Source organism: Nocardia puris (genome assembly GCF_036051655.1).
Classification (GTDB): domain Bacteria; phylum Actinomycetota; class Actinomycetes; order Mycobacteriales; family Mycobacteriaceae; genus Nocardia; species Nocardia puris.
Genome location: NZ_CP107943.1, coordinates 2,346,577 through 2,367,933, shown reverse-complemented (window position 1 = coordinate 2,367,933; position 21,357 = coordinate 2,346,577). Strand labels below are relative to the sequence as shown.

The 21,357-nt window shown below is 70.7% G+C and carries 20 protein-coding genes; 10 read left to right on the top strand and 10 right to left on the bottom strand.

Going from position 1 to position 21,357, the window contains the following annotated elements:
- Positions 1 to 57: 57 nt before the first annotated feature.
- Together groL and OHB21_RS10570 are read right to left on the bottom strand one after the other, a co-directional pair.
- Positions 58 to 1,683, bottom strand: a complete 1,626-nt coding sequence (groL, locus tag OHB21_RS10575) for a chaperonin GroEL (protein WP_067511439.1) — start codon at positions 1,681 to 1,683, stop codon at positions 58 to 60.
- Between the two features lie 214 nt (positions 1,684 to 1,897).
- Positions 1,898 to 2,200, bottom strand: a complete 303-nt coding sequence (locus tag OHB21_RS10570) for a hypothetical protein (RefSeq protein ID WP_067511387.1) — start codon at positions 2,198 to 2,200, stop codon at positions 1,898 to 1,900.
- Positions 2,201 to 2,380: 180 nt separating this feature from the next.
- Here OHB21_RS10570 and OHB21_RS10565 point away from each other — a divergent pair, with 180 nt between their 5' ends.
- Both OHB21_RS10565 and OHB21_RS10560 read left to right on the top strand, forming a co-directional pair.
- Positions 2,381 to 3,049: a suppressor of fused domain protein gene (locus tag OHB21_RS10565; RefSeq protein WP_195124593.1), complete on the top strand. Its 669-nt coding sequence runs from the start codon at positions 2,381 to 2,383 to the stop codon at positions 3,047 to 3,049.
- A gap of 57 nt (positions 3,050 to 3,106) precedes the next feature.
- Positions 3,107 to 5,164: an NAD(+) synthase gene (locus OHB21_RS10560; RefSeq protein WP_195124592.1), complete on the top strand. Its 2,058-nt coding sequence runs from the start codon at positions 3,107 to 3,109 to the stop codon at positions 5,162 to 5,164.
- Between the two features lie 4 nt (positions 5,165 to 5,168).
- Here OHB21_RS10560 and OHB21_RS10555 read toward each other — a convergent pair whose 3' ends face one another.
- From OHB21_RS10555 to OHB21_RS10530, 6 genes are all read right to left on the bottom strand, one after another.
- Positions 5,169 to 5,903: a Clp protease N-terminal domain-containing protein gene (locus OHB21_RS10555; protein ID WP_195124591.1), complete on the bottom strand. Its 735-nt coding sequence runs from the start codon at positions 5,901 to 5,903 to the stop codon at positions 5,169 to 5,171.
- A 65-nt stretch (positions 5,904 to 5,968) separates the two neighbouring features.
- Positions 5,969 to 7,051 (bottom strand): NAD(P)/FAD-dependent oxidoreductase, encoded by a 1,083-nt coding sequence (locus OHB21_RS10550; protein ID WP_067511391.1) that lies wholly within the window; start codon positions 7,049 to 7,051, stop codon positions 5,969 to 5,971.
- An 81-nt stretch (positions 7,052 to 7,132) separates the two neighbouring features.
- Entirely contained in the window at positions 7,133 to 8,032 is a 900-nt protein-coding gene (locus OHB21_RS10545; protein WP_195124590.1) for an RNA polymerase sigma-70 factor, read from the bottom strand.
- A 77-nt stretch (positions 8,033 to 8,109) separates the two neighbouring features.
- A complete protein-coding gene (locus tag OHB21_RS10540; RefSeq protein ID WP_067511393.1) occupies positions 8,110 to 9,012 on the bottom strand; it encodes a CDP-alcohol phosphatidyltransferase family protein in 903 nt (300 codons plus the stop codon).
- Positions 9,012 to 9,725: a phosphatidylserine decarboxylase gene (locus OHB21_RS10535; RefSeq protein ID WP_195124589.1), complete on the bottom strand. Its 714-nt coding sequence runs from the start codon at positions 9,723 to 9,725 to the stop codon at positions 9,012 to 9,014. Before OHB21_RS10535 ends, OHB21_RS10540 begins: the two co-directional genes overlap by 1 nt.
- A 108-nt stretch (positions 9,726 to 9,833) precedes the next feature.
- Positions 9,834 to 10,100 carry a GlsB/YeaQ/YmgE family stress response membrane protein gene (locus OHB21_RS10530; RefSeq protein ID WP_067511395.1) on the bottom strand — a complete coding sequence of 89 codons (267 nt, stop codon included), beginning with the start codon at positions 10,098 to 10,100 and terminating at the stop codon, positions 9,834 to 9,836.
- A gap of 196 nt (positions 10,101 to 10,296) precedes the next feature.
- Here OHB21_RS10530 and OHB21_RS10525 point away from each other — a divergent pair, with 196 nt between their 5' ends.
- Positions 10,297 to 11,325: a beta-ketoacyl-ACP synthase III gene (locus OHB21_RS10525; protein WP_195124588.1), complete on the top strand. Its 1,029-nt coding sequence runs from the start codon at positions 10,297 to 10,299 to the stop codon at positions 11,323 to 11,325.
- Between the two features lie 52 nt (positions 11,326 to 11,377).
- Here the strand turns inward: OHB21_RS10525 and OHB21_RS10520 are convergent, their stop codons facing one another.
- Complete coding sequence (locus OHB21_RS10520; protein ID WP_067511441.1) at positions 11,378 to 12,067, bottom strand: SIMPL domain-containing protein; 690 nt, start codon at positions 12,065 to 12,067, stop codon at positions 11,378 to 11,380.
- A 62-nt stretch (positions 12,068 to 12,129) separates the two neighbouring features.
- On the bottom strand, positions 12,130 to 12,579 hold the full coding sequence (locus OHB21_RS10515) for an SRPBCC family protein (RefSeq protein WP_067511440.1): 450 nt from the start codon (positions 12,577 to 12,579) through the stop codon (positions 12,130 to 12,132).
- Positions 12,580 to 12,763: 184 nt separating this feature from the next.
- Between OHB21_RS10515 and OHB21_RS10510 the strand changes: the two genes are divergently transcribed.
- From OHB21_RS10510 to OHB21_RS10480, 7 genes are all read left to right on the top strand, one after another.
- Positions 12,764 to 12,958 (top strand): hypothetical protein, encoded by a 195-nt coding sequence (locus OHB21_RS10510; protein ID WP_067511397.1) that lies wholly within the window; start codon positions 12,764 to 12,766, stop codon positions 12,956 to 12,958.
- 117 nt (positions 12,959 to 13,075) lie between these two features.
- The gene (locus OHB21_RS10505) at positions 13,076 to 14,743 is read left to right on the top strand and encodes an FAD-dependent oxidoreductase (protein WP_067511398.1); all 1,668 of its coding nucleotides are present in this window, start codon (positions 13,076 to 13,078) and stop codon (positions 14,741 to 14,743) included.
- A 12-nt stretch (positions 14,744 to 14,755) separates the two neighbouring features.
- The gene (locus tag OHB21_RS10500) at positions 14,756 to 16,240 is read left to right on the top strand and encodes an ATP-binding protein (RefSeq protein WP_067511399.1); all 1,485 of its coding nucleotides are present in this window, start codon (positions 14,756 to 14,758) and stop codon (positions 16,238 to 16,240) included.
- 246 nt (positions 16,241 to 16,486) lie between these two features.
- Positions 16,487 to 16,834, top strand: a complete 348-nt coding sequence (locus tag OHB21_RS10495) for a UBP-type zinc finger domain-containing protein (protein ID WP_195124587.1) — start codon at positions 16,487 to 16,489, stop codon at positions 16,832 to 16,834.
- Between the two features lie 310 nt (positions 16,835 to 17,144).
- Complete coding sequence (locus OHB21_RS10490) at positions 17,145 to 17,576, top strand: hypothetical protein (RefSeq protein WP_195124586.1); 432 nt, start codon at positions 17,145 to 17,147, stop codon at positions 17,574 to 17,576.
- Positions 17,577 to 17,608: 32 nt separating this feature from the next.
- Positions 17,609 to 19,864 carry an AAA family ATPase gene (locus OHB21_RS10485; protein ID WP_067511402.1) on the top strand — a complete coding sequence of 752 codons (2,256 nt, stop codon included), beginning with the start codon at positions 17,609 to 17,611 and terminating at the stop codon, positions 19,862 to 19,864.
- Positions 19,865 to 19,933: 69 nt separating this feature from the next.
- On the top strand, positions 19,934 to 21,271 hold the full coding sequence (locus tag OHB21_RS10480) for a hypothetical protein (protein WP_067511403.1): 1,338 nt from the start codon (positions 19,934 to 19,936) through the stop codon (positions 21,269 to 21,271).
- Positions 21,272 to 21,357: the final 86 nt, after the last annotated feature.

Below are 21,357 nucleotides of genomic sequence, written 5' to 3'. Positions count from 1 at the left end.
ACTTCGAGAGTGGACCGGCCTTCGCTACCAGCGAGAGCTAGCGAACTTCCGAGGGGATCAGAAGTCCATGCCGCCCATGCCACCGGTCGGGTCGCCCGCGGGAGCAGCGGCCTTCTCCGGCTTGTCGGCCACGACGGCCTCGGTGGTGAGGAACAGCGCCGCGATGGACGCCGCGTTCTGCAGGGCCGAACGGGTGACCTTGACCGGGTCGGCGACGCCGGCGGCCAGCAGGTCCTCGTACTCGCCCGAATCGGCGTTCAGGCCGGAACCCGCGGGCAGGTTCGACACCTTCTCGGCGACCACGCCGGGCTCGAGGCCGGCGTTGAAGGCGATCTGCTTCAGCGGAGCCGACAGCGCGACACGCACGATGTTCGCGCCGGTCGCCTCGTCACCGGTCAGGTTCAGCGCGTCCAGCGCCGGCGCCGACTGCAGCAGGGCCACGCCACCACCGGCGACGATGCCCTCCTCGACGGCCGCCTTCGCGTTGCGGACGGCGTCCTCGATGCGGTGCTTGCGCTCCTTGAGCTCGACCTCGGTGGCCGCGCCCGCCTTGATCACCGCGACACCGCCGGCCAGCTTGGCCAGGCGCTCCTGCAGCTTCTCCCGGTCGTAGTCCGAGTCCGAGTTCTCGATCTCGGTGCGGATCTGCGCGACCCGGCCCTTGATGGCCTCCGCGTCGCCCGCGCCCTCGACGATGGTGGTCTCGTCCTTGGTGACGACGACCTTGCGGGCCTGGCCCAGCAGCTCGACGCCGGCGGTCTCCAGGGAGAGGCCGACCTCTTCGCTGATGACCTCGCCACCGGTGAGGATGGCGATATCGGCCAGCTGCGCCTTGCGGCGGTCGCCGAAGCCGGGGGCCTTGACGGCGACCGACTTGAAGGTGCCGCGGATCTTGTTCACGACCAGGGTCGACAGGGCCTCGCCCTCGACGTCCTCGGCGATGATCAGCAGCGGCTTACCGGCCTGGATGACCTTCTCCAGCAGCGGCAGCAGGTCCTTGACGGTGGAGACCTTGGAACCGACCAGCAGGATGTAGGGATCCTCGAGGACGGCTTCCTGGCGCTCCGGATCGGTCACGAAGTAACCGGAGATGTAGCCCTTGTCGAAGCGCATGCCCTCGGTGAGCTCCAGCTGGAGACCGAAGGTGTTGCTCTCCTCGACGGTGATGACGCCTTCCTTGCCGACCTTGTCCATGGCTTCGGCGATCAGCTCGCCGATGGACGCGTCGCCGGCCGAGATACCGGCGGTGGCAGCGATCTGCTCCTTGGTCTCGACCTCCTTGGCGGTGTCGAGCAGCTTGGCGGTGACGGCCTCGACGGCCTTCTCGATGCCGCGCTTGAGGCCCAGCGGGTTGGCGCCGGCGGCGACGTTGCGCAGGCCCTCGCGCACCAGCGCCTGGGCGAGCACGGTGGCGGTGGTGGTGCCGTCACCCGCGACGTCGTCGGTCTTCTTGGCGACTTCCTTGACCAGCTCGGCGCCGATCTTCTCGTACGGGTCCTCCAGCTCGATCTCCTTGGCGATGGACACACCATCGTTGGTGATCGTGGGGGCGCCCCACTTCTTCTCCAGGACAACGTTGCGACCCTTGGGGCCCAGCGTCACCTTGACCGCGTCGGCGAGGCTGTTCAGGCCGCGCTCGAGGCCGCGGCGGGCCTCTTCGTCATACGCAATTGTCTTGGCCATGGCGTTTTTGAGATCCTCCATGTGGATGGCTGACACACGGGGCGACCGCAGGTCGGATCACCCCATATACGCTGGCCAGGTTCGGTGCCCGCGACGGACGACCGAGGGTGTCGATGGAACCCGGTCTCACCGTCCCGACCTGGCACTCACAGGTCGAGAGTGCCAAAGCCATTTCTAGCACTCTGGGGTGCCGAGTGCAAGGTCCGGGCGGCGCTCAGTGCCGGTCGTCGATGCGCAGCACCAGCGCGACGAACGCGTCGGTGCGCCGCTCCTCGGGGGTGCGCGGTTCCTCGTTGTCGACGGTGACGAGCTCGGCGTCGTGCAACAGCAACTCCGCCTCCACCCGCATGACGGCCCGGATGAACGGTGGCGCCACCTCCGGCGGCAGATTCCCGTTGACGATGTACTCCCCGTCCGGCCCCGCCTCGGTGGACACGTACGACAGCGCGAGCAGCAGATCCGCGCGACTCTCCCCCGCGACTAGGTCGGAATCCGTATCACCAGATTGATCCACCATTGCTATAGGTTACCGGGCAAACCCCCGGCAGCGGTGGTCACGCGCCCAGTACGGCGGCGGTTTCCCGCGGGTCGTCACGGCCCGGTTCCGAGGACCGGCCGGGCAGGCGACCGTCGTCCGGCGGGGCGACCGGGCCACCGACGCCGGGAAGGACCGCTTTACGGGGCATAAAGTGGCCGGGTGAGTGATGGAGCCGGCTGGGACGCGATCGACGGCGCCCTGGCGCAGTTGTACGGCGGGCAGGCACCGGTGCACTGGACGGTGGGGCATCCCTGGTCGCTGGGTGGCCCCGACCCGCTGGAGGGGATCAGCGCGTATCGGCGGGACGACCCGGTGCCGCACTGGCACTACGTCGGATACGGCATGAGCGAGCTGGGTGAAAAGGAATGGGACGACCCCGAGGTGTCGGGGTGGGGGTTCGAGTTCACCTTCCGGTTGGCCACCGACGCGGAGCAGCCGCCGGTGTGGCCCGCGAACTTCATGCAGAACCTCGCCAAGTACGTCTTCCAGTCCGGCAAGTGGTTCGAACCGGGGCACACGATCAAGGCGAACGGCCCGATCGCGGCGGACCGGCCGGATTCGGCGATCCAGGCGGTGGGTTTCGTTCCCGATCCGGAGCTGGGGACCATCGCCACCGTCAACGGGCGGGTGGCGTTCCTGCAGATCGTCGGGCTGACCATGACCGAATACCGCGCCGCGCTCGGCGGCAAACTGCTCGGCCTGCTGGACGGGCTCGCGCCGCGGCTGCCGCTGTTCGTCACCGATATCGACCGCTCGTCGCTGGTCGCCGAGCCCAGACCACAGGCCACCTGGCCGAAATGGGGCGGCGGACTGCGCGGGCGGCCGTGACCGAGGCGTAGATTCCGCGGTGGATCATGATCGCCCGAGATCCCCGAGGGGGACGAGATGACCACACCGCCGTTCGATTCGCTCTACCGGCACGGTTTCGCGCGGGTCGCGGTGGCCGTGCCCCGGGTGCGGGTCGCCGATCCCGCCTACAACGCCGAGGAGACGCTCGCGCTGGCGCGCCGGGCCGCCGCCGACGGCGCGGTGCTGACGGTGTTCCCCGAACTCGGCCTGTCGGCCTACTCCTGCGACGACCTGTTCCACCAGGACGCCCTCGACGACGCCGTGGACGCGGCACTCACCCGGCTGGTGGCCGAGAGCGCCGGCATCGACACCGTGCTGATCGTCGGCGCGCCGGTGCGCGATCAGGGCCGATTGTTCAACTGCGGCATCGCGATCTGCCGCGGGCAGGTGCTGGGCGCCGCGCCGAAGAGCTACCTGCCGAACTATCGCGAGTTCTACGAGAAGCGCCAGTTCGCCGCGGCGCGGGAGAACCTCTCGGGCACGGTGACCATCGCGGGACAGCGGGTGCCGTTCGGGGCGGATCTGCTGTTCACCGCGACGAATCTGGAGGGCTTCACCTTCCACCTGGAGATCTGCGAGGACGGCTGGGTTCCGTTGCCGCCCAGCGGATACGCGGCACTGGCGGGCGCCACGGTGCTGGTGAATCTGTCGGCCAGCAATATCGTCATCGGCAAGGCCGAGTACCGGCGCGCGCTGTGCACCTCGCATTCGGCGCGGTTCCTGGCGGCATACCTGTATTCCGCTGCCGGGCACGGGGAGTCGACCACCGACTTGGCCTGGGACGGGCAGGCGCTGGTATGCGAGAACGGCGAATTGCTCGCCGAGGGTGAGCGTTTCGGCGACCACCCGCGACTGGTGACCGCCGATGTGGACCTGCGCCGCCTGGCCGCCGACCGCCTCCGCACCACCAGCTTCGCCGACAACGTGCACGACCACCGCGAGCGGCTGAGCGCGCTGCGGCGGGTGGACGTCGACCTGCCGGTCCCCTCCGGCGCGGTGGAGTTGCGACGCGAAATACCGCGCTTCCCATACGTTCCCGCCGATCCGGCCGCCCGCAACGAGCGTTGCGCGGAGGTGCACCACATCCAGATCGAGGGCCTGAGCACCCGGCTGCGCGCGACCGGGTTGCAGCGGCTGGTGATCGGCGTGTCCGGCGGACTGGATTCCACGCAGGCGCTGCTGGTGGCGGCCGGGACGATGGACCGCCTCGGCCTGCCGCGCACGAACGTCCTCGCCTACACCATGCCGGGTTTCGCGACGAGCGCGCGCACCCGCACCGACGCGCACCGGCTCATGGCGGCGCTGGGCGTGACAGCGAACGAGATCGACATCCGCCCGTCCGCCACCCAGATGCTGCGCGACCTGAATCACCCTGCGGCCGAGGGTGTTCCGCAGTACGACGTGACCTACGAGAACGTACAGGCGGGTGAGCGCACCTCGCACCTGTTCCGGCTGGCCAATCAGCACGGCGCGCTGGTGGTCGGCACCGGCGATCTGAGCGAATTGGCGCTGGGCTGGTGCACATTCGGCGTCGGCGACCACATGGCGCACTACAGCGTGAACGCGTCGGTGCCCAAGACCCTGATCAAGTACCTCATCGCGTGGGCGGCCGAGCGCGAGCGGTTCGGCGCGGCGGCGAGCGAAGTGCTGGAATCCATTCTGCGCACCGAGATCTCACCGGAGCTGGTGCCCTCCGACGATCAAGACAGCGAGGGCCCCGGCCAGAGCTCGGAGGCCGTGGTGGGCCCCTACGAGCTCCAGGATTTCCACTTGTACTACCTGTTGCGCTTCGGCTACCGGCCCAGCCGCATCGCGTATCTGGCGCGGCACGCGTGGGCGGACCCGGCGCGCGGGGCGTGGCCGGATCTGATCCCGGCCGACCAGCGCAACGCCTACGACTTGCCCGCGATCAAGCACTGGCTGGCGGAGTTCCTGCGCCGGTTCGTGCAGACCAGCCAGTTCAAACGCTCGACGCTGCCGAACGCGCCGAAAGTCGGTTCGGGCGGCTCGCTCTCGCCACGCGGCGACTGGCGCGCACCGAGTGACGCGTCGGCCGCCGCGTGGCTGGACGAACTGGCACGCAACGTGCCCTGAGGACTCACCCCTCCTGGGTTTTCGCGGCCAGGATCGAGGCCAGCGCCTCCTGGAGATTCGCCTCCAGGCGGTCCTTGTCCAGTCCGAGACCGGTGAGCAGTCCCTCGCCGTTCTCGCGCTCGAGCAGGGCCAGCAGCACATGCTCGGTGCCGATGTAGTTGTGGCCCAGGCGAAGTGCTTCGCGGAAGGTGAGTTCGAGGACCTTCTTGGCCTCCGCGTCGAAGGGGACGAGTCCGGCCGGGGCGTCGGAGCTCTCGGCGGGCGGGATCGCGGCGGTGGCGGCCTCGCGGACCGCGTCGAGGGCGAGTCCGGTACCGATGATCTGTTGCGCCGCAAGCCCTTCCGGCTCGGCGAGCAGGCCGAGCACCAGGTGCGCCGGGCTGATCCGCTGGTTGCCCGCGGTGCGCGCGGACTCCTGCGCGGCCATCACCACCGCGCGGGCGCGCGGGGTGAACTTGGCGAAGCCGGCGTTGGGGTCCATGGCGGCCGCGTCGGCGGGATCCTTGGGCACGAACCGCTTCTGCGCGGCCTGCTTGGAAACGCCCATGGATTCGCCGATGTCGGTCCAGGACGCGCCGGCGCGGCGCGCCTGGTCGACGAAGTGGCCGATGAGATGGTCGGCCACCTCGCCCAGGTGGCCCCCGACGACCACGGCGTCGGAGAGTTGCTCGAGCACGTTGTCGGGGCGAGCCTTCTTGATGCCGTCGATGAGGTCGTCGAGGCGAATGGAGGAAGTCATGCGTCAACCATAGGTTGACGATCTGGGAATCGTCAACCTATGGTTGACGCTTGGCGGAAACCCGCCTATTTCGCGCCCGCCGACGCCGCCGCGAAGCGCACGATCCGCTCCTTCACCCACGCGCCCGTGCGGCCGCGCAGCACGGTGCCGCGCGGGCTGTCGTCGGCGCGCACGAACTGAACCAGTCCGTCGTGCCTGCCCAGGCTCAGGCATTGCAGGACGTAGCGGAAGCCGAGCCCGCGCGGCTCCCGGCCGGCCAGCCGCGCCAGGGCCGCGTCGGCCGCGTATTTACCGGTGGGCAGCGCGGTGGCGCAGGCCATCCGCAGCTCCCGGTCGCCGGGGCCCGCGACGACGGCGCTGTCCCCGGCCGCGTACACGTTCGGGTGTGAGACCGAGCGCAGCGACGAGTCGGTGCGCACGCGCCCGGCGGCGTCCACCGCGAGTCCCGAGCGCGCCGCCAGATCCGGCACGCCGAACCCGGTCGTCCAGACGGTCACGTCGGTGGGCACGACCTCCCCCGAGGCCAACCGCACGCCGTCGGCGAGCACCTCGGTGACCTTCGCGTCCGGCCGGATCTCGACGCCGAGACGCTCCAGCACGCGGCGGATGTGCGCGACGGCCTTGGGCGAGAGCCACGCGCCCGGCTCGTCGGGGCTGAACAGCGTCACGCGCGAATCCGGCAGCGACTCGGCCAGTTCCGCGGCCAGTTCGATGCCCGTCGCGCCCGCGCCGACCACCGCGATCCGGCCCGCGCCCGCCGTCCAGGTCAGATCCTCCGGTGTGGCAACGAATTTCGCGTGTTCGGCCGCACCGGGCACCCCTGCGGTGTCGGCGATGCTGCCGAGCGCGTAAACGAGCGTGTCGTAAGCGAGCGTGGCGCCGTCGTGCAGCCGCACCTGTCCGGCGGCGGTGTCGATGTGTTCGGCGCGGGCGTGGACGAAGCCGATCCCCTTGCCCCGCAGCAACTCCGCGAGATCCCAGCGCCGCACCGACTGCCCCGCCGCCACCTGATGCAATCGCACCCGCTCGACGAACTCCGCGCGCGCGTCCACCACGGTGACCTCGGCGCCCTTGCCCGCGAACCGGCGCGCGGCCGACAACCCCGCGTAACCCGCGCCGAGCACGACGATCCGATGCTGTCCGGTCATGATGTGGCTCCTCTCGATTGGCCTACACCAGTTCGACCGGACAGCCCCGCGATCCCTGACAGATCCCCGGCGTGACCCGCGTCACCCGAACCCGGACTCGGACTCCCCGGCCCGCGCCAGCCGCGCGAGCTTGTCGGGATTCACCACCAGGTACAGCGCCGACACCGCGTCGTCGGCCAGCTCGTAGGCGATCACGATCAGCGGTGCACCACCGACGCGCACCACCAGGCCGGGCGCGCCGTTGAACTCCTCGATCGCGAAGTCCATCTCCGGCACCGCCCAGCGCCACAGCCCGACCAGGTAGCGCGCGACTTTGCCGGCCCCGTGCACCGGCCGCCGCGCCGCGTTGACCTTCCCGCCGCCGTCGGCCACGGCGATGACATCGGCGGCGAGCACGCTCTCCAGCTTCTCGACGTCCCCGTTGCGCGCGGCCTCGAGAAAACGCTCGATGAGGGCGGTGGCCTGCGCGGGCGGCACGGTGAACCGCGACTTGCCATCGCGCACACGCTGACTCGCGCGGCGGTAGGTCTGCTGGGAGTTGGCCTCGGTGAGCGAGAGCATGTCGGCGATCTCGCGGTGGGCGTAACCGAACGCCTCACGCAGCACGAACACGGCGCGCTCCACCGGATTCAACCGCTCCATCGCGGCCAGCAGGGCCAGCGAGACGAGTTCGCGCTCCTCGGCCGTCTCCAGCGGGCCCAGTTCACCGCCCGAGGTGGGCACCGGCTCGGGCAGCCACACGCCCACGTAGGACTCGCGACGGGTGCGCGCCGACACCAGCCAGGTGCGACACAGATTCGCGAGAACGGTGGTGAGCCACGCCTCGGCCGAGCCGATCGCGGCGCGGTCGGCGGATTCCCAGCGCAGGTAGGTCTCCTGCACCGCGTCCTCGGCCTCGGCGGCCGAGCCGAGCATCCGGTAGGCGAGCGCGTACAACCGGGGGCGGTGCGCCTGGAACGCGCTCAATCCGTCGGATTCCACGCCTCACCTCTTCCGCGGTACCGGGGCACACCCCGTTCGGCCTCGCCGCCGAAGCGAAGGGTACCCGCCCACGGCGACTACCTCGTGACGTCGTCGGATTGCTCCCGCTTACCGCCCGGCCTGCGCAGCCGCAGCCGGGCGGTGGACCCGCGCGCACCGGACCGCACCGCCGGACGACGCCGCTGCGCCCGCCGCTGGGCGCGGCGCTCGGCGGGCTTGTGCTGCCAGGTCTCCGGACGGGCCGCGACCCAGCGCTGCGAATGCCAGGCGAACGGGATGTGCGCCAGGTACAGCGCGACCAGGACGAGCAGCAGGACGATCGGGTAGGTCACCAGCAGCGCGGCCGCCAGCGCGACCAGCACCAGCAGGCCCGCGGCCGCCTGCGGCGCCACCGACACCGACTTCATGGCCAGCGTCGGGATGGTGCTCACGCACAGCGCCGCCGCGAACACCGTCCACGCCGCCACCTCGTAGAACCCGACCCACCAGCCGTCGCCGAACTGCACGTACAGCGCGATCGGCACCAGCGCGATCAGCGCGCCCGCGGGCGCGGGCACGCCGACGAAGTACTCGCGCGCCCAGTCCGGGCGGGTGTCGTCGTCGAGCAGGGTGTTGAACCGGGCCAGCCGCAGCACGATGCTCACCGCGAACAACAGCGCGATGATCCAGCCCGCGCTGTTCTCGTCGAGCAGCGTGACGTAGAGGACCAGCGCGGGCGCCACACCGAAGGAGATCGCGTCGGACAGCGAGTCCAGTTCGGCGCCCATCTTGGTGGTGGCGTCGAGCATGCGCGCCAGCCTGCCGTCGAGGGTGTCGAGCACCGCGGCCGCGCCGACCATGGCCAGCGTCAGGTCGAGCCTGCCGTCGAGGGCGAACTTCACCGCCGAGAGTCCCGCGCACAGCGCGAGGATCGTCACGATGCTCGGGAGCAACCGGACGCTGCGTCGCCTGCGCCGCTGCGCGGGCACAGCGGCTTCCATCATGACAACTCGGCCAGGACGGTCTCGCCGCCTATGGTGCGCTGGCCCGGCTGGACCAGCAGTTCGGTGCCCGCCGGGAAGTAGGTGTCCACGCGCGAGCCGAAGCGGATCAGCCCGTAGGTGTCGCCGATGGTGACCTTGTCGCCCACCACGGCGTCGCACACGATGCGGCGGGCGAGCAGACCGGCGATCTGGACGACCACCAGGCGCCTGCCGTCGGCGAGTTCGAGCACGAGGCTGGTGCGCTCGTTGACCGCGCTGGCCTCGGGCAGATCGGCCGAGCGGAACTGGCCGTCCTGGTGGCGCACGTCGACGACGGTGCCGGAGAACGGGATGCGCTGCACGTGCACGTCCAGCACGGACAGGAAGATGCTGACCCGGGGCAGCGGCTGCTCGCCCAGGCCGAGTTCGGCGGGCGGCACAGCGGTGTCGACGAGCGCGATCTCGCCGTCGGCGGGCGCGACGACCACGCCGGCGCGGTTCGGGGGCACCCGGTTCGGGTGGCGGAAGAAGGTGGCGCAGGCCGCCGCGGCGACCAGGCCGGTCCGGCGGACCCACTTGCGTTTGCCGCCGAGCACGGCGACGGCCAGCGGCGCGGCGACGAACGGCAGCCCGGCGGGGTGCAGCGGCGGAATGGTGCTGCGGACCAGATCGATGACATGCCCGATTCCGGTGGTCTCGGGCGTGCCGGGCGGGGTGGGACGGCGTGCCACAGGCTCCTCTTTCGTGCTGGTTCGTGGTCGGTTACGCCACTCCACGATAGGTCCGGCGTAAGCGATCACACACTACGGGAAAGGAGCCCGTGGCACGCGGGTCAGCCGTCAGGCCCTGCGGCCGGTCACCAGCTTGACCAGGAACAGCAAAATCACAGCGCCGCCGAGGCAGGTGAAGAAGCTGAACCACAGGCCGCCGCCCTCGACGTCCACGCCGAGCAACTTCAGCAGGAAGCCACCGAGCAGGCCGCCGATCACGCCGACCACGATGTTCAGCACGATCCCCTGCTGAGCATCCGTTTTCATGAACTTGCTGGCGATCCATCCGGCGAGGCCGCCGATGATGATCCAGCCGATGATCCCGAGACCGAGCATTGATTCCTCGCATCACTAGTTGGGGGCGCGCCGAACAGCAATCGATGCGCTATCCGCAGGTATACCCGGGAAAAGTGACCATACGCACGCCCGCCACGCCGCTGCGAGCTAATATGAGGGGGCCTCATGTCTACGCTCACGTAGCTTCGCCGGGCCTCCCCGGCCGGCAGCGCCGCAGGTTATTAGGAGACGCATCATGTCTGCTCGACTCGCCCAAACCATCGGGGCAGAGCACACCGCGATCCTCGGGCTCGGCGTTTATCGCCCCGCCCGGGTGGTCACCAACGACGAAGTGGCGGGTCCGATCGACTCGAGTGACGAGTGGATCCGGACCAGGTCGGGCATCAAGACCCGCCGATTCGCCGCCGAGGACGAGACGATCCAGAGCATGAGCGTGGCCGCCTCGCGCGGCGCCCTGGCCTCGGCGGGGGTGGACGTCGACCAGGTCGACTGCGTCATCGTCGCGACCTCCACGCACCTGCTGCTCACGCCCGCCGCCGCTCCGCGCATCGCCACCGAGCTGGGCATGACCGGGGCCGCCGCCTTCGACATCTCCGCAGGTTGTGCCGGGTTCTGCCACGCCCTGGCGCTGGCCTCGGACCTGGTGCGCGCGGGCACCTCGAAGAACGTGCTGGTGATCGGTGTCGAGAAGCTGACCGACACCATCAACATGACCGACCGCTCCACGGCGTTCCTTTTCGCCGACGGCGCGGGCGCGGTGGTGGTCGGCCCGTCCGACGAGCCGGGCATCGGCCCCACGGTGTGGGGATCGGACGGCACCCAGCACCACGCCATCCGCCAGGACAAGGACTGGATGGAGTTCTTCGCCGAGATCGAGGAGAAGGGCCTCGACGCCGTGCGGCCCTACCTGACCATGGAGGGCACGGCCGTGTTCCGCTGGGCCGCGCACTCGCTGGAGAAAGTGTGCCGCGACGCGATCGACCGCGCGGGACTGGCCACCGAGGACATCCAGGCGATGATCCCGCACCAGGCCAACGGCCGCATCATCGAGATCATGGCCCGCGTGCTCAAGCTCTCCGAGGACTGCGCGCTGGCCAACGACATCGAGGAGACCGGCAACACCTCCGCCGCGTCGGTGCCGCTGGCCATGGAAGCGCTGCTGCGCAAGGGCGAGTCCAGGCCCGGCGACACCGCGCTGCTCATCGCGTTCGGCGCCGGGCTCTCCTATGCCGCGCAAGTGGTGACGATGCCGAACTGGGCCTGACGACCCCAACCCGGTTCGGCCCGCCGCGCGCTGCCGGGCCGAACCGGGAAGGTCAGCCCAGGCCCCAGGTGACCGTGACGGTGAACGTCACCGTCCGGGTGCCGGGTTCCAGCGCGAACGAGTCGGCGGCGGCGCCGCGTTCCGGGCGGACCGGATCGCCGCTGGTCGATTCGGTGATCGTGATGACGTCCTTCAGATCGTCCCCGGAGAGGTCGGCGTACTGCTGGGCCCGCGCCCGCGCGTCCTCGAAGGCGCGGGTGCGGGCGTCGGCGAGCAGCTGCGAATCGTCGTCCAGATCGAAGGAGACCGAGCGCAGCCGGGTCTCGTCGCCGCCCGCCGCCACCGCGGCGTCCAGCACGGCCGAGGCCTTCGGCAGATCGCGCACCACCACGCGCACCGAGTTGGCCGCGCGGTAGCCGGTGACGGTGCGGCCGTCGCCGTCCGGGGCGTAGACCGGGGTGATGGTGACGTCGGTGGTGGTGATGTCCTCGCGGGGGACGCCCGCCGCGACCACCGCGTCGGTCATCGCGCTCGCGCGCTCGTTCGCGCGGCCGATCGCGGTGGACACGTTGTCGGCGGTGACTTCCACACCGAGATCGGCGGTGAGGATGTCGGGGGCGCCGCGCACCTCACCGGTGCCGACGACGGTGACCTCACGGGCGGGCGAATCCGAGGAACCGCAGCCGGTGAGCAGGACGGCCAGCGCGGCGGCGGCCGCGGCGCAGGGGATCGAAGGTCGCATGACCGGCAACCTACGCACCGCGGGCGTCGTCCGGCGGGCGAACACGCCGGACGACCCGCCGCTCACCCCTCGGCGGCGACCTTGATCTTGGCCAGCGTCTCGTTCATCCCGCGCACCAAGTTGTCCTCGAACGCGGGCTCCCCGCCGAGCACCACATCGATGACCTTGCGGACCACGGGGTTCACGCCTTGGGGCACCGACCGGCGCTCGGTGAGCTTGGTGCCGGTGGCGGTGGGCTCGAGCAGGTAGCTCCAGACGGTGAAGTTCTCGTTCATGCGGAACGCGAACTCGCGGTTGGGCTCCAGGCGCACGATGCGGGAGGTGGTCGGCCAGCGCTTCCAGCCGTCCTTGTTGAGGTTGACCGTCCAGGTGCCCACCTTCACCGAACCCAGCGGCTGCATCCGGACCGTCATGGGACTGAATTCGGGCATCCGCTTCAGGTCGGAGACGATCGCCCAGACCCGCTCCGGGGGCGCGGCGATATCGATGGTCGCTTCGAGATTGTTCGGCAACACTGCCTCCATGGTGCGGCCCGGTCGTCCGAGCTGGTGGGTACGACCAGCCATCCTATCGGTGTCCGGGACAGCAATCTCGGTCACATTCGGCAAATATTCCTTGGCACCCTCCGTAATACGGCGCGCACAATGACGGATAGACGAAGCAGTAGGCGATATCCGTTCGGTGAGGTGATCGGCCGTGAAACTTCGCTCGTTCTTACATCGGCGGCAGCCGGGCAAGGTCCCGCTGCTACCCTCCCTCGGACCCGACGACGGGCAACCGGTCCACGGCGCGGCCACGCGCCGCGCGCCGCGGGCGTTCGCCCAGGAAGAACGCCTGGAGCGGCTGCTCACCCCGTCGGAACTGGAATTGGTGCGCGAGCACAAGGTCTGACCTGCGCCGACATAGGTGCGACGGAGTCCGGCGCGGTCCGGACGCGGGGGTCGGGGTGACGGGGGCCGGGGGAATACATCGGCGACATCGGGGCCGCCGAAGCGACATACTCGTGGGGTGACTGCACCCGCTGCTACGAAGCCGGCGATTCTGAGCGTGGACGACGATCCGGGCGTCTCGCGCGCGGTCGTGCGCGACTTGCGCCGCCGGTACGGCGCCGACTACCGGATTCTGCGGGCGGAATCCGGCCCGCAGGCGCTCGACGCGCTGCGCGAGATGAAACTGCGCGGACAACAGGTCGCGGTGCTCATCGCGGACTATCGCATGCCCGGGATGGACGGCATCGAGTTCCTCGAGCAGGCCATGGACCTGCATCCGTACGCGCGCCGCGTCCTGCTCACCGCCTACGCCGACACCGACGCCGCGATCGACGCGATCAACGTGGTGGATCTCGACCACTATCTGCTCAAGCCGTGGGACCCGCCGGAGGAGAAGCTGTACCCGGTGCTGGACGGACTGCTGGAGGCGTGGCGAAGCAGCGAGCACCGGCCGGTCACCGAGACCAAGGTGGTGGGCAACCGGTGGTCGCCGCGCTCCTCGCAGGTGCGCGAGTTCCTGGCCCGCAACCAGTTGCCCTACCGCTGGTACCTGGCCGATGAGCCGGAGGGCGCGCGGCTGCTGGAGGCGGCGGGCGCCGACCCGGAGCGATGTCCGGTGGTGATCACCTCCGAGGGCGAGGCGCTGGTGCAGCCCAGCGACAGCCTGCTGGCCGAGAGCGTGGGCCTGACGGTGAATCCGGCGGGCGATTTCTACGATCTGATCGTCGTGGGCGGCGGCCCCGCCGGACTGGGCGCGGCGGTGTACGGCGCGTCGGAGGGCCTGCGGACCGTGCTGGTCGAGCGCACCGCCACCGGCGGGCAGGCCGGGCAGAGTTCGCGCATCGAGAACTATCTGGGTTTTCCCGACGGACTGTCCGGCGCGCAGCTGGCCGACCGGGCCCGCCGCCAGGCCGCGAAGTTCGGTGCCGAGGTCATCACCACCCGCGAGGTGGTGGGACTGGAGGTGAACGGGTCGGCGCGCACGGTGCGCTTCGCCGACGGCGGACGGCTGTGCGGGCACACCGTCATCATCGCGACGGGCGTGGACTACCGGCGTCATCCGGCGCCCGGTGTGGACGAATTCACCGGGCGCGGTGTGTATTACGGCTCGGCGATGACCGAGGCGTCCGAATGCGCCGGCCACGAGGTGTACATCGTGGGCGGGGCCAACTCGGCCGGGCAGGCGGCGGTCTTCCTCTCCCGCAACGCGCGCACGGTGCATTTGGTGGTGCGCGGCGATTCGCTGGAGAGGTCGATGTCGCACTATCTGATTCAGCAGATCGAGCAGATCCCCACCATCGTGGTGCACACCAACACCGAGGTCACAGCCGCGCACGGCGACGAGCATCTGGGCCATATCGTGTTGCGCGACAACGTCTCCGGTACCGAAGAGAAGGCCGAGGCCGAGCGGCTGTTCCTCTTCATCGGCGCGGCCCCGCAGACCGACTGGCTCGACGGCGTGGTCAAGCGCGACGAAGCCGGTTACGTCCTGGCCGGGCCCGACCTGATGGTGGAGGGCGCGCGCCCGGCCGGCTGGGAGCTGCCGCGCCCGCCGCACCACCTGGAGACCAGCGTGCCCGGGGTGTTCGTGGCCGGCGACGTGCACGCCGAATCCGCCAAACGCGTGGCCTCCGCGGTCGGTGAGGGGGCCATGGCCGTCATGCTCGTCCACCGCTACCTGGCCTGATCGGAGACGCCGATGTCCGAGGAAACCGCCACGCGCACCACGCATCTGGTCTGCGATCCGGAAGAGCTGCGCCGGATGTTCCTGTTCGAGAAGCTGAACGACGAGCAGCTGGCCCGGCTCTGCGCGGAGGGCCGCATCGAGTACATCGAACCGGGACCGGTGTACCGGGAGGGCGATCCGGCGACCTGCTTCTACGTGCTGATGGACGGCGAGGTGCGCCTGACGAAGTTGTCCGGCGGCACCGAGATCGAGCTGACGCGCACCGATCACACCGGCTCCTACGCCGGCGCGTGGACCGCCTACCTGGGCGACAAGGCCGAGCAGAACTACTCGGGGTCGATGTACGTCACCCGCAAGTCGCGGTTCTACGTGCTGGATGCGGGCGCCTTCTCCGGCATGATGCACGACTGGTTCCCGATGGCCGTGCACCTGCTCGAGGGCGCGTTCTTCGGCAACCGCAGCGCCCACGAGCGGGTGGCCGAACGGGAGCGGCTGCTCGCGCTGGGTTCGCTGTCGGCGGGCCTGACCCACGAGCTGAACAACCCGGCCGCCGCCGCGGTGCGCGCCACCTCGGGCCTGCGCGAACGCGTCGCCGGGATGCGGCACAAGCTGGCGATGATGGCCGACGGACGCTTCCAGCCCGACATGCTGCTGACGCTGGTGCGGTTGCAGGAGGAGGCGGCCGCGCAGGTCGCCAAGGCCCCCGAGCTGACGCCGATGGAGGCCGCCGACCGCGAGGACGCCGTGGGCGACTGGCTCGAGCAGCACGACATCGCCGACGGCTGGGCGCTGGCGCCGAACTTCGTGCAGGCCGGCCTCGACGTGGACTGGCTGGAACGGGTGCAGGGCACGCTGGAGGGCTGTCCGGAGAAGGTGTTCGAGGGCGCGGTGCGCTGGCTCAACTACACCATCGAGACCGAGCTGCTGATGAACGAGATCGCCGACTCCACCACCAGGATCTCCACGCTGGTGGACGCGGCCAAGCAGTATTCGCAGATGGACCGGGCCCCGTTCCAGGTGGTGGATCTGCACGAGCTGCTCGACAGCACACTGGTGATGCTCAACCGCAAGCTCGGCGAGGGCGTGCGGGTGGTGAAGGAGTACGACCGCACCCTGCCGCCGGTGCCCTGCTACGCCGCCGAGCTGAACCAGGTGTGGACCAACCTGATCGACAACGCCGTCTACGCCATGCGCGGCGAGGGCACCCTGACCCTGCGCACCGGCCGCGACGACGACTGCGCGTTCGTCGAGATCGGCGACACCGGCCCCGGCATCCCCGAGGACATCCGCCGTCGCATCTTCGAACCGTTCTTCACCACCAAACCCGTCGGCGAAGGCACCGGCCTCGGCCTCGACATCTCCTTCCGCATCGTGGTCAACAAACACGACGGCGACATCCGCGTCGACTCCGAACCGGGCAACACCCGCTTCACCGTCCGCATCCCCCTCCAGAGACGCAACGAGTCCGAACAACCATTGAGCCCCCCGAACCCATGAGCGCCTACGCACGATCCGCACTCTCCCAGCCACCTCGGGGAGGGAGCCCGACGACCGACCGTTCGCGGCCGTCTCGCGTCCCAGCGCTCGAAGCGCATGCGCGCAGCGCGAGTCTCGAGCGCTGGGACGCGAGACAGGAAGGGCCGCGAACACGCGCGCCCCGGCGCGCCAACAACACAGCCCCGTAAACCCGCTTCACCCACCAAAGCATCAACAGAATGCGCCAACCACCCAGGAGGTCACGCGATGTCCATCGAAGGGATCGATCCGACCGCGGCGCCCAGCGGCCCCGGCTGCCTGGAATGCGAAGCGGCGCAAGGCTGGTGGGTGCATCTGCGCCGCTGCGCGGAGTGCGGGCACGTGGGGTGTTGCGACAGTTCGCCGTCCCAGCACGCCTCCAAGCACGCGAAGGACACCGGGCACCCGTTCATCCAGAGCTACGAGCCGGGTGAGGACTGGTACTGGGACTTCCGCACCGACGAGATGTTCAGCGGCGGGCCCGAACTCGCGCCCCCGCACAGCCACCCGGCCGACCAGGGCGTCCCCGGCCCGCGCGGGCGGGTGCCCGCGGATTGGCAGTCGCACATCCATTGACCGCGCGCCCTGCGATCAGCGATCGTTTGGGCGTTCACAAGCCACCGGGCGCACGGTGGTGGCACAAGGCCGTGCCCCCACTGGACAGCCGCCCACCTCCAACCCCATCATTGCGACCCGACCAGTAACATCCGCACCCTCCCAACCACAACGGAGGGGGCCTGACGACCGACCGTTCGCGGCCGTCTCGCGGACCAGCGCTCGAAGCGCATGCGCGCCAGCGCGAGCCTCGAGCGCTGGGACGCGAGACAGGAAGGGCCGCGAACCCGCGCGCCCCGGCGCGCCAACAAACACAGAGGTTTTACGAAGAATGAAGCGAGTTTCCGTCCTAGTCCTGGCGGTCGGCGCGGTGGCCCTGGCGGCGACCGGGTGCGGCGGCTCCGACGAATCGACCGACGCCAGCGGCCTGCGCAAGGGCAACACTTCGGCGAGCGCGCCCGCGGACCCGTCGACGCCCGCGTCCGCCCCGGCGGAACCGGCCGAGGACACGGAATCCCCGGAGTCCTCGCCCACCTCGCCGGTGGACACCTCGTCACTGGGCCCGGCCTCGCGCACCACGTGCGGTGAGTTCAAGGAGCTCGACGGCGACGCGGAGAAGGCGCTGATCGAGCGGATCCTCGCGGAGAACCCGGACAGCCCGTTCGCGGGCAGCCCGAATGTCGCCCTCGGCACGGCCAAGCTGGTGTGCCTGGCGCCGGACAACGAGGACAAGCCGGTCGCGGTCGCGGCGCGGATCGTCTAGGCGGCCCCCGCCACCGCGGCGGCGCGGGCACAATGGCGTGCGTGGCTGAACTGGCGTTGACCGCTCGACTGAATCCGTCCGCCGCCGATGCCAGGCGGGGGGTGGTGCGGCTGCATCCGGAGGCGCTGGCGGCGCTCGGGTTGCGCGAGTGGGACGCGATCGCGCTCACCGGTGCGCGGCGCACGGCGGCGGTGGCCGGTCTGGCCCCCGCGGGCACCCCGGCGGGCGTGGCGCTGCTCGACGATGTGACGCTGTCGAACGCCGGTCTGCGCGAGGACGCGACGGTGGTGGTGGCGCCGGCCCCGGTGGCGGGCGCCAAGCAGATCTCGGTGAGCGGCTCGGTGCACGCCACCCGCAGCATTCCGGCGGCGACGCTGCGCCAGGCGCTGCTGGGCAAGGTGGTGACGGTCGGCGACGCGGTGTCGCTGCTGCCCCGCGAGCTGGGCCCCGACATCCCGACTTCGACCGCGACGCAAGCGCTTTCGCGCGCGTTCGGCATCGCGTGGACGACCGAGCTGCTCACCGTCACCGCGACGGACCCGGCGCGCGGCCCGGTGAGCGTGCAGCCGAACACGGCCGTGGTGTGGGGCGCGGGCGCGGTGGCCGCGATGGACGCCGCCGACCGCGCGGCGACCGGGCGCCCCATCCCGGCGGGCGAGGCGTCGCTGGTCGCGACGGAGGCCACCCCGGATTTCGTGAACGGTCGCGCGGCGGCCGTGCGCGACGAACCGCCGGTGCCGGTGGAGGATCTGGTGGGCGTGCACACGCAGGCGGCCAAGCTGGGCGAGTGGCTGAGCCTGGCGCTGGACGAGCCCGAATTGCTCAAAACCCTTGGCGCGTCGCCGCATCTGGGCGTGCTGATCACCGGCCCGGCGGGCGTGGGCAAGGCGACGCTGGCGCGGTCGGTGATCGCGCCGCGCCGGTTGATCGAGCTGGACGGCCCCACGGTCGGCGCGGCGGAGAGCGGCGCGCGGCTGCGCGAAGTAGCCGCGGCGGTGGCCGAAGTGGGTTCGGGGCGCGGCGGCGTCCTGCTGATCACCGACGTGGACGCGCTCCTGCCCGCCGATCCGGAGCCGGTGGCCACGCTGATCCTGGACCAGTTGCGCGCGGCGGTGGCCGAACCGTGCGTGGCGTTCGTCGCGACGACGGCGCACCCGTCCGCGGTGGACGCGCGGCTGCGCGCGCCGGACCTGTGCGACCGCGAGCTGGCCCTGCCGCTGCCGACGGCGGCCACCCGCCGCTCGCTGCTGGAGCTGCTGCTGCGCAAGGTGCCGACCGGAGATCTGAAACTGGACGAGATCGCCTCGCGCACACCCGGTTTCGTGGTCTCCGATCTGGCCGCGCTGTGCCGCGAGGCCGCGCTGCGGGCGGCCTCGCGCGCCAGCAAGGAGCAGACCGATCCGCTGCTCACCCAGGAAGATCTGCTCGGCGCACTGGGGGTGATCCGGCCGCTGTCGCGTTCGGGCACCGAGGAACTCGCGATCGGCAGCCTCGGCCTGGACGATGTGGGCGATATGGTCGAGACCAAACAGGCGCTCACCGAATCGGTGTTGTGGCCGCTGCGGCACCCGGATTCGTTCGCCCGCCTGGGCATCGACCCGCCGCGCGGCGTGCTGCTCTACGGCCCGCCCGGCTGCGGCAAGACCTTCCTTGTGCGCGCGCTGGCCGGATCGGGCCAGCTCAGCGTGCACGCGGTCAAGGGCGCCGAGCTGATGGACAAGTGGGTCGGCGCCTCCGAGCGCGCGGTGCGCGAATTGTTCCAGCGCGCGCGGGATTCCGCGCCCTCGCTGATCTTCCTGGACGAGGTCGACGCGCTGGCCCCGCGTCGCGGGCAGAGCTCGGATTCCGGGGTCTCCGACCGGGTGGTCGCGGCGCTGCTCACCGAACTCGACGGCGTGGAGCCGCTGCGCGACGTGGTCGTGCTGGGCGCGACGAACCGGCCCGAGTTGATCGACCCCGCGCTGCTGCGGCCGGGTCGGCTCGAACGGCTGGTGTTCGTGCCGCCGCCCGACGCCGAGGCGCGCCTGGCCATCCTGAACACGGCGGGGCGTGCGGTGCCGCTCGCGGACGATGTCGACCTGGCCGCGCTGGCCGCGGATCTGGACGGCTACTCCGCCGCCGACTGCGCCGCGCTGCTGCGTGAGGCGGCGCTGGCGGCCATGCGCCGCGACGTGGACGCCGCCGATGTCACCGCCGCGGATCTGGCGCTGGCCCGCGCCACCGTGCGCCCCTCGCTGGAGCCCGAGCAGGTCGAGCGTTTGCGCAGGTACGCGCGCAATCGCGGCTGATCCGCGCCGCGCGGCCCGGTCGGGGCCGCAATCGCGAACAGCGGGGTGCGCGGCGGGTATGTTGCCGTAGTGCGGCAACGTATCGGTGCGGCGGTCGACGCGACAGCGGCGTTCTTCGGGGCCTCGGTCGCCGGTATCGCGCTGCTGTTGCCGATCGCGTTCTCCTGGACGGCCGCGGGCACCCCGACGCACGTCGCGGGCCTGGTGGCCAGCGTGCCGCGTGGCGCGACGATCGGCATGGTCGTCGCGGTCACCGTCGCGGTGCTCATCTGCTCGTTCGCACGGCCCGCCACGGGCTGGCTCGTGGCATTCGCCGGTGCGCTCGGCATCCTCGTCAATCATTCGGCCGGACGTGCCGCCACCTCCGCCGATCTGCTCATCACCCAGAACTACGTCGACTCGGTCTGCGCGGGCGTCGCGCTCGGCGCGCTGGGCGCCGCCGTGCTGCGCACCTCGTTGCCCGCCCTCGGTTTCGCGCTGGGCGCGGGCGGTGTCGTCGCTGTCGGCGACCTGGCCGACGTGCTCGGCATCCCCGGCCAGGACCCCTGGGCCGTCTTGGAGACGCCGCCGCGCTGGTTGATCGCGGCGGCCGTGCCGCTGCTGCTCATCGCGGCGATTCGCCACCGCGGTCGTGCGACATCGGACGAGGGCGACAGCGGTGCCACCACCACAATCGACCTGCCGATCACGCCGATCCTGGCCTCGCTCGTGCTGGGACTGGTGATACTCGCGGCCAGTGAGTGGCTGTCGCGTCAGTACAGCCACGTATCGGCGCCAGGTGACAACCGTCTCGACATCGCCATCGCCGTCGCGGCCACCGTGGTGGCCGCGTTCGTCGCGGCCATGCTACTGCCGGGCCGTGACGGGGCGGGAGTGCTGCTGGCCGTCGCGCTCACCGCGGCCGCCGATGCGCTCGGCGCCGCCCCGCGGCCGACGTGGAGCCTGTTCGCGGTGATCGTTCTCGTCGCGCTCGGGTTGTACGCGGGCTTGAAGGCGCCCGCGCCGTTCGCCGCGCTGGTGCTGATCGCGGGCTTGTGCGTGCTCGCATCCACCCTGACGAATCAGGGCGACAAGACATTCGTCGCGGGCACCGCCGCGCTCGCGCTCACGGTCGGCTACAGCTGCGGCGCGGCCCGTCCGCGTTACGGTCCGAGCGGCGTACTCGCCCTCGGCGCGTTGTACCTCCCGAGCGTGGTCACGGCCCTGCCGGTCGACGGAGCGGTGTGGCCGCCGCGCGACAACACCGCCGACCCGGCGACACCGGGCCGGGTCGCCCTGATCGTGACCGGCTGCTGCGCGCTCGCGTTACTGATCTTGTACCGGATGCGCCCACGCCCCCGGACCAGCGGCAAAGCCACCGATCCCGGCGTCGGCGGCGACGTGCGCAACACACGTTCCTGGCCGTAAAGAAATCATAAGTAGGGGGTGCGACCAATGATTTCGGCGGCACGTAGGATGAAACCGCACCACCTGGCCGAAACGACCGATGGAGC

Coding starts and splice junctions, on each gene's coding strand:
- groL (WP_067511439.1), bottom strand. CDS start 1,683: ATGGCCAAGACAATTGCGTATGACGAAGAGGCCCGCCGCGGCCTCGAG.
- OHB21_RS10570 (WP_067511387.1), bottom strand. CDS start 2,200: ATGGTGGATCAATCTGGTGATACGGATTCCGACCTAGTCGCGGGGGAG.
- OHB21_RS10560 (WP_195124592.1), top strand. CDS start 3,107: ATGACCACACCGCCGTTCGATTCGCTCTACCGGCACGGTTTCGCGCGG.
- OHB21_RS10555 (WP_195124591.1), bottom strand. CDS start 5,903: ATGACTTCCTCCATTCGCCTCGACGACCTCATCGACGGCATCAAGAAG.
- OHB21_RS10550 (WP_067511391.1), bottom strand. CDS start 7,051: ATGACCGGACAGCATCGGATCGTCGTGCTCGGCGCGGGTTACGCGGGG.
- OHB21_RS10540 (WP_067511393.1), bottom strand. CDS start 9,012: ATGGAAGCCGCTGTGCCCGCGCAGCGGCGCAGGCGACGCAGCGTCCGG.
- OHB21_RS10530 (WP_067511395.1), bottom strand. CDS start 10,100: ATGCTCGGTCTCGGGATCATCGGCTGGATCATCATCGGCGGCCTCGCC.
- OHB21_RS10525 (WP_195124588.1), top strand. CDS start 10,297: ATGTCTGCTCGACTCGCCCAAACCATCGGGGCAGAGCACACCGCGATC.
- OHB21_RS10520 (WP_067511441.1), bottom strand. CDS start 12,067: ATGCGACCTTCGATCCCCTGCGCCGCGGCCGCCGCCGCGCTGGCCGTC.
- OHB21_RS10500 (WP_067511399.1), top strand. CDS start 14,756: ATGTCCGAGGAAACCGCCACGCGCACCACGCATCTGGTCTGCGATCCG.
- OHB21_RS10495 (WP_195124587.1), top strand. CDS start 16,487: ATGTCCATCGAAGGGATCGATCCGACCGCGGCGCCCAGCGGCCCCGGC.
- OHB21_RS10490 (WP_195124586.1), top strand. CDS start 17,145: ATGAAGCGAGTTTCCGTCCTAGTCCTGGCGGTCGGCGCGGTGGCCCTG.
- OHB21_RS10485 (WP_067511402.1), top strand. CDS start 17,609: ATGGCGTGCGTGGCTGAACTGGCGTTGACCGCTCGACTGAATCCGTCC.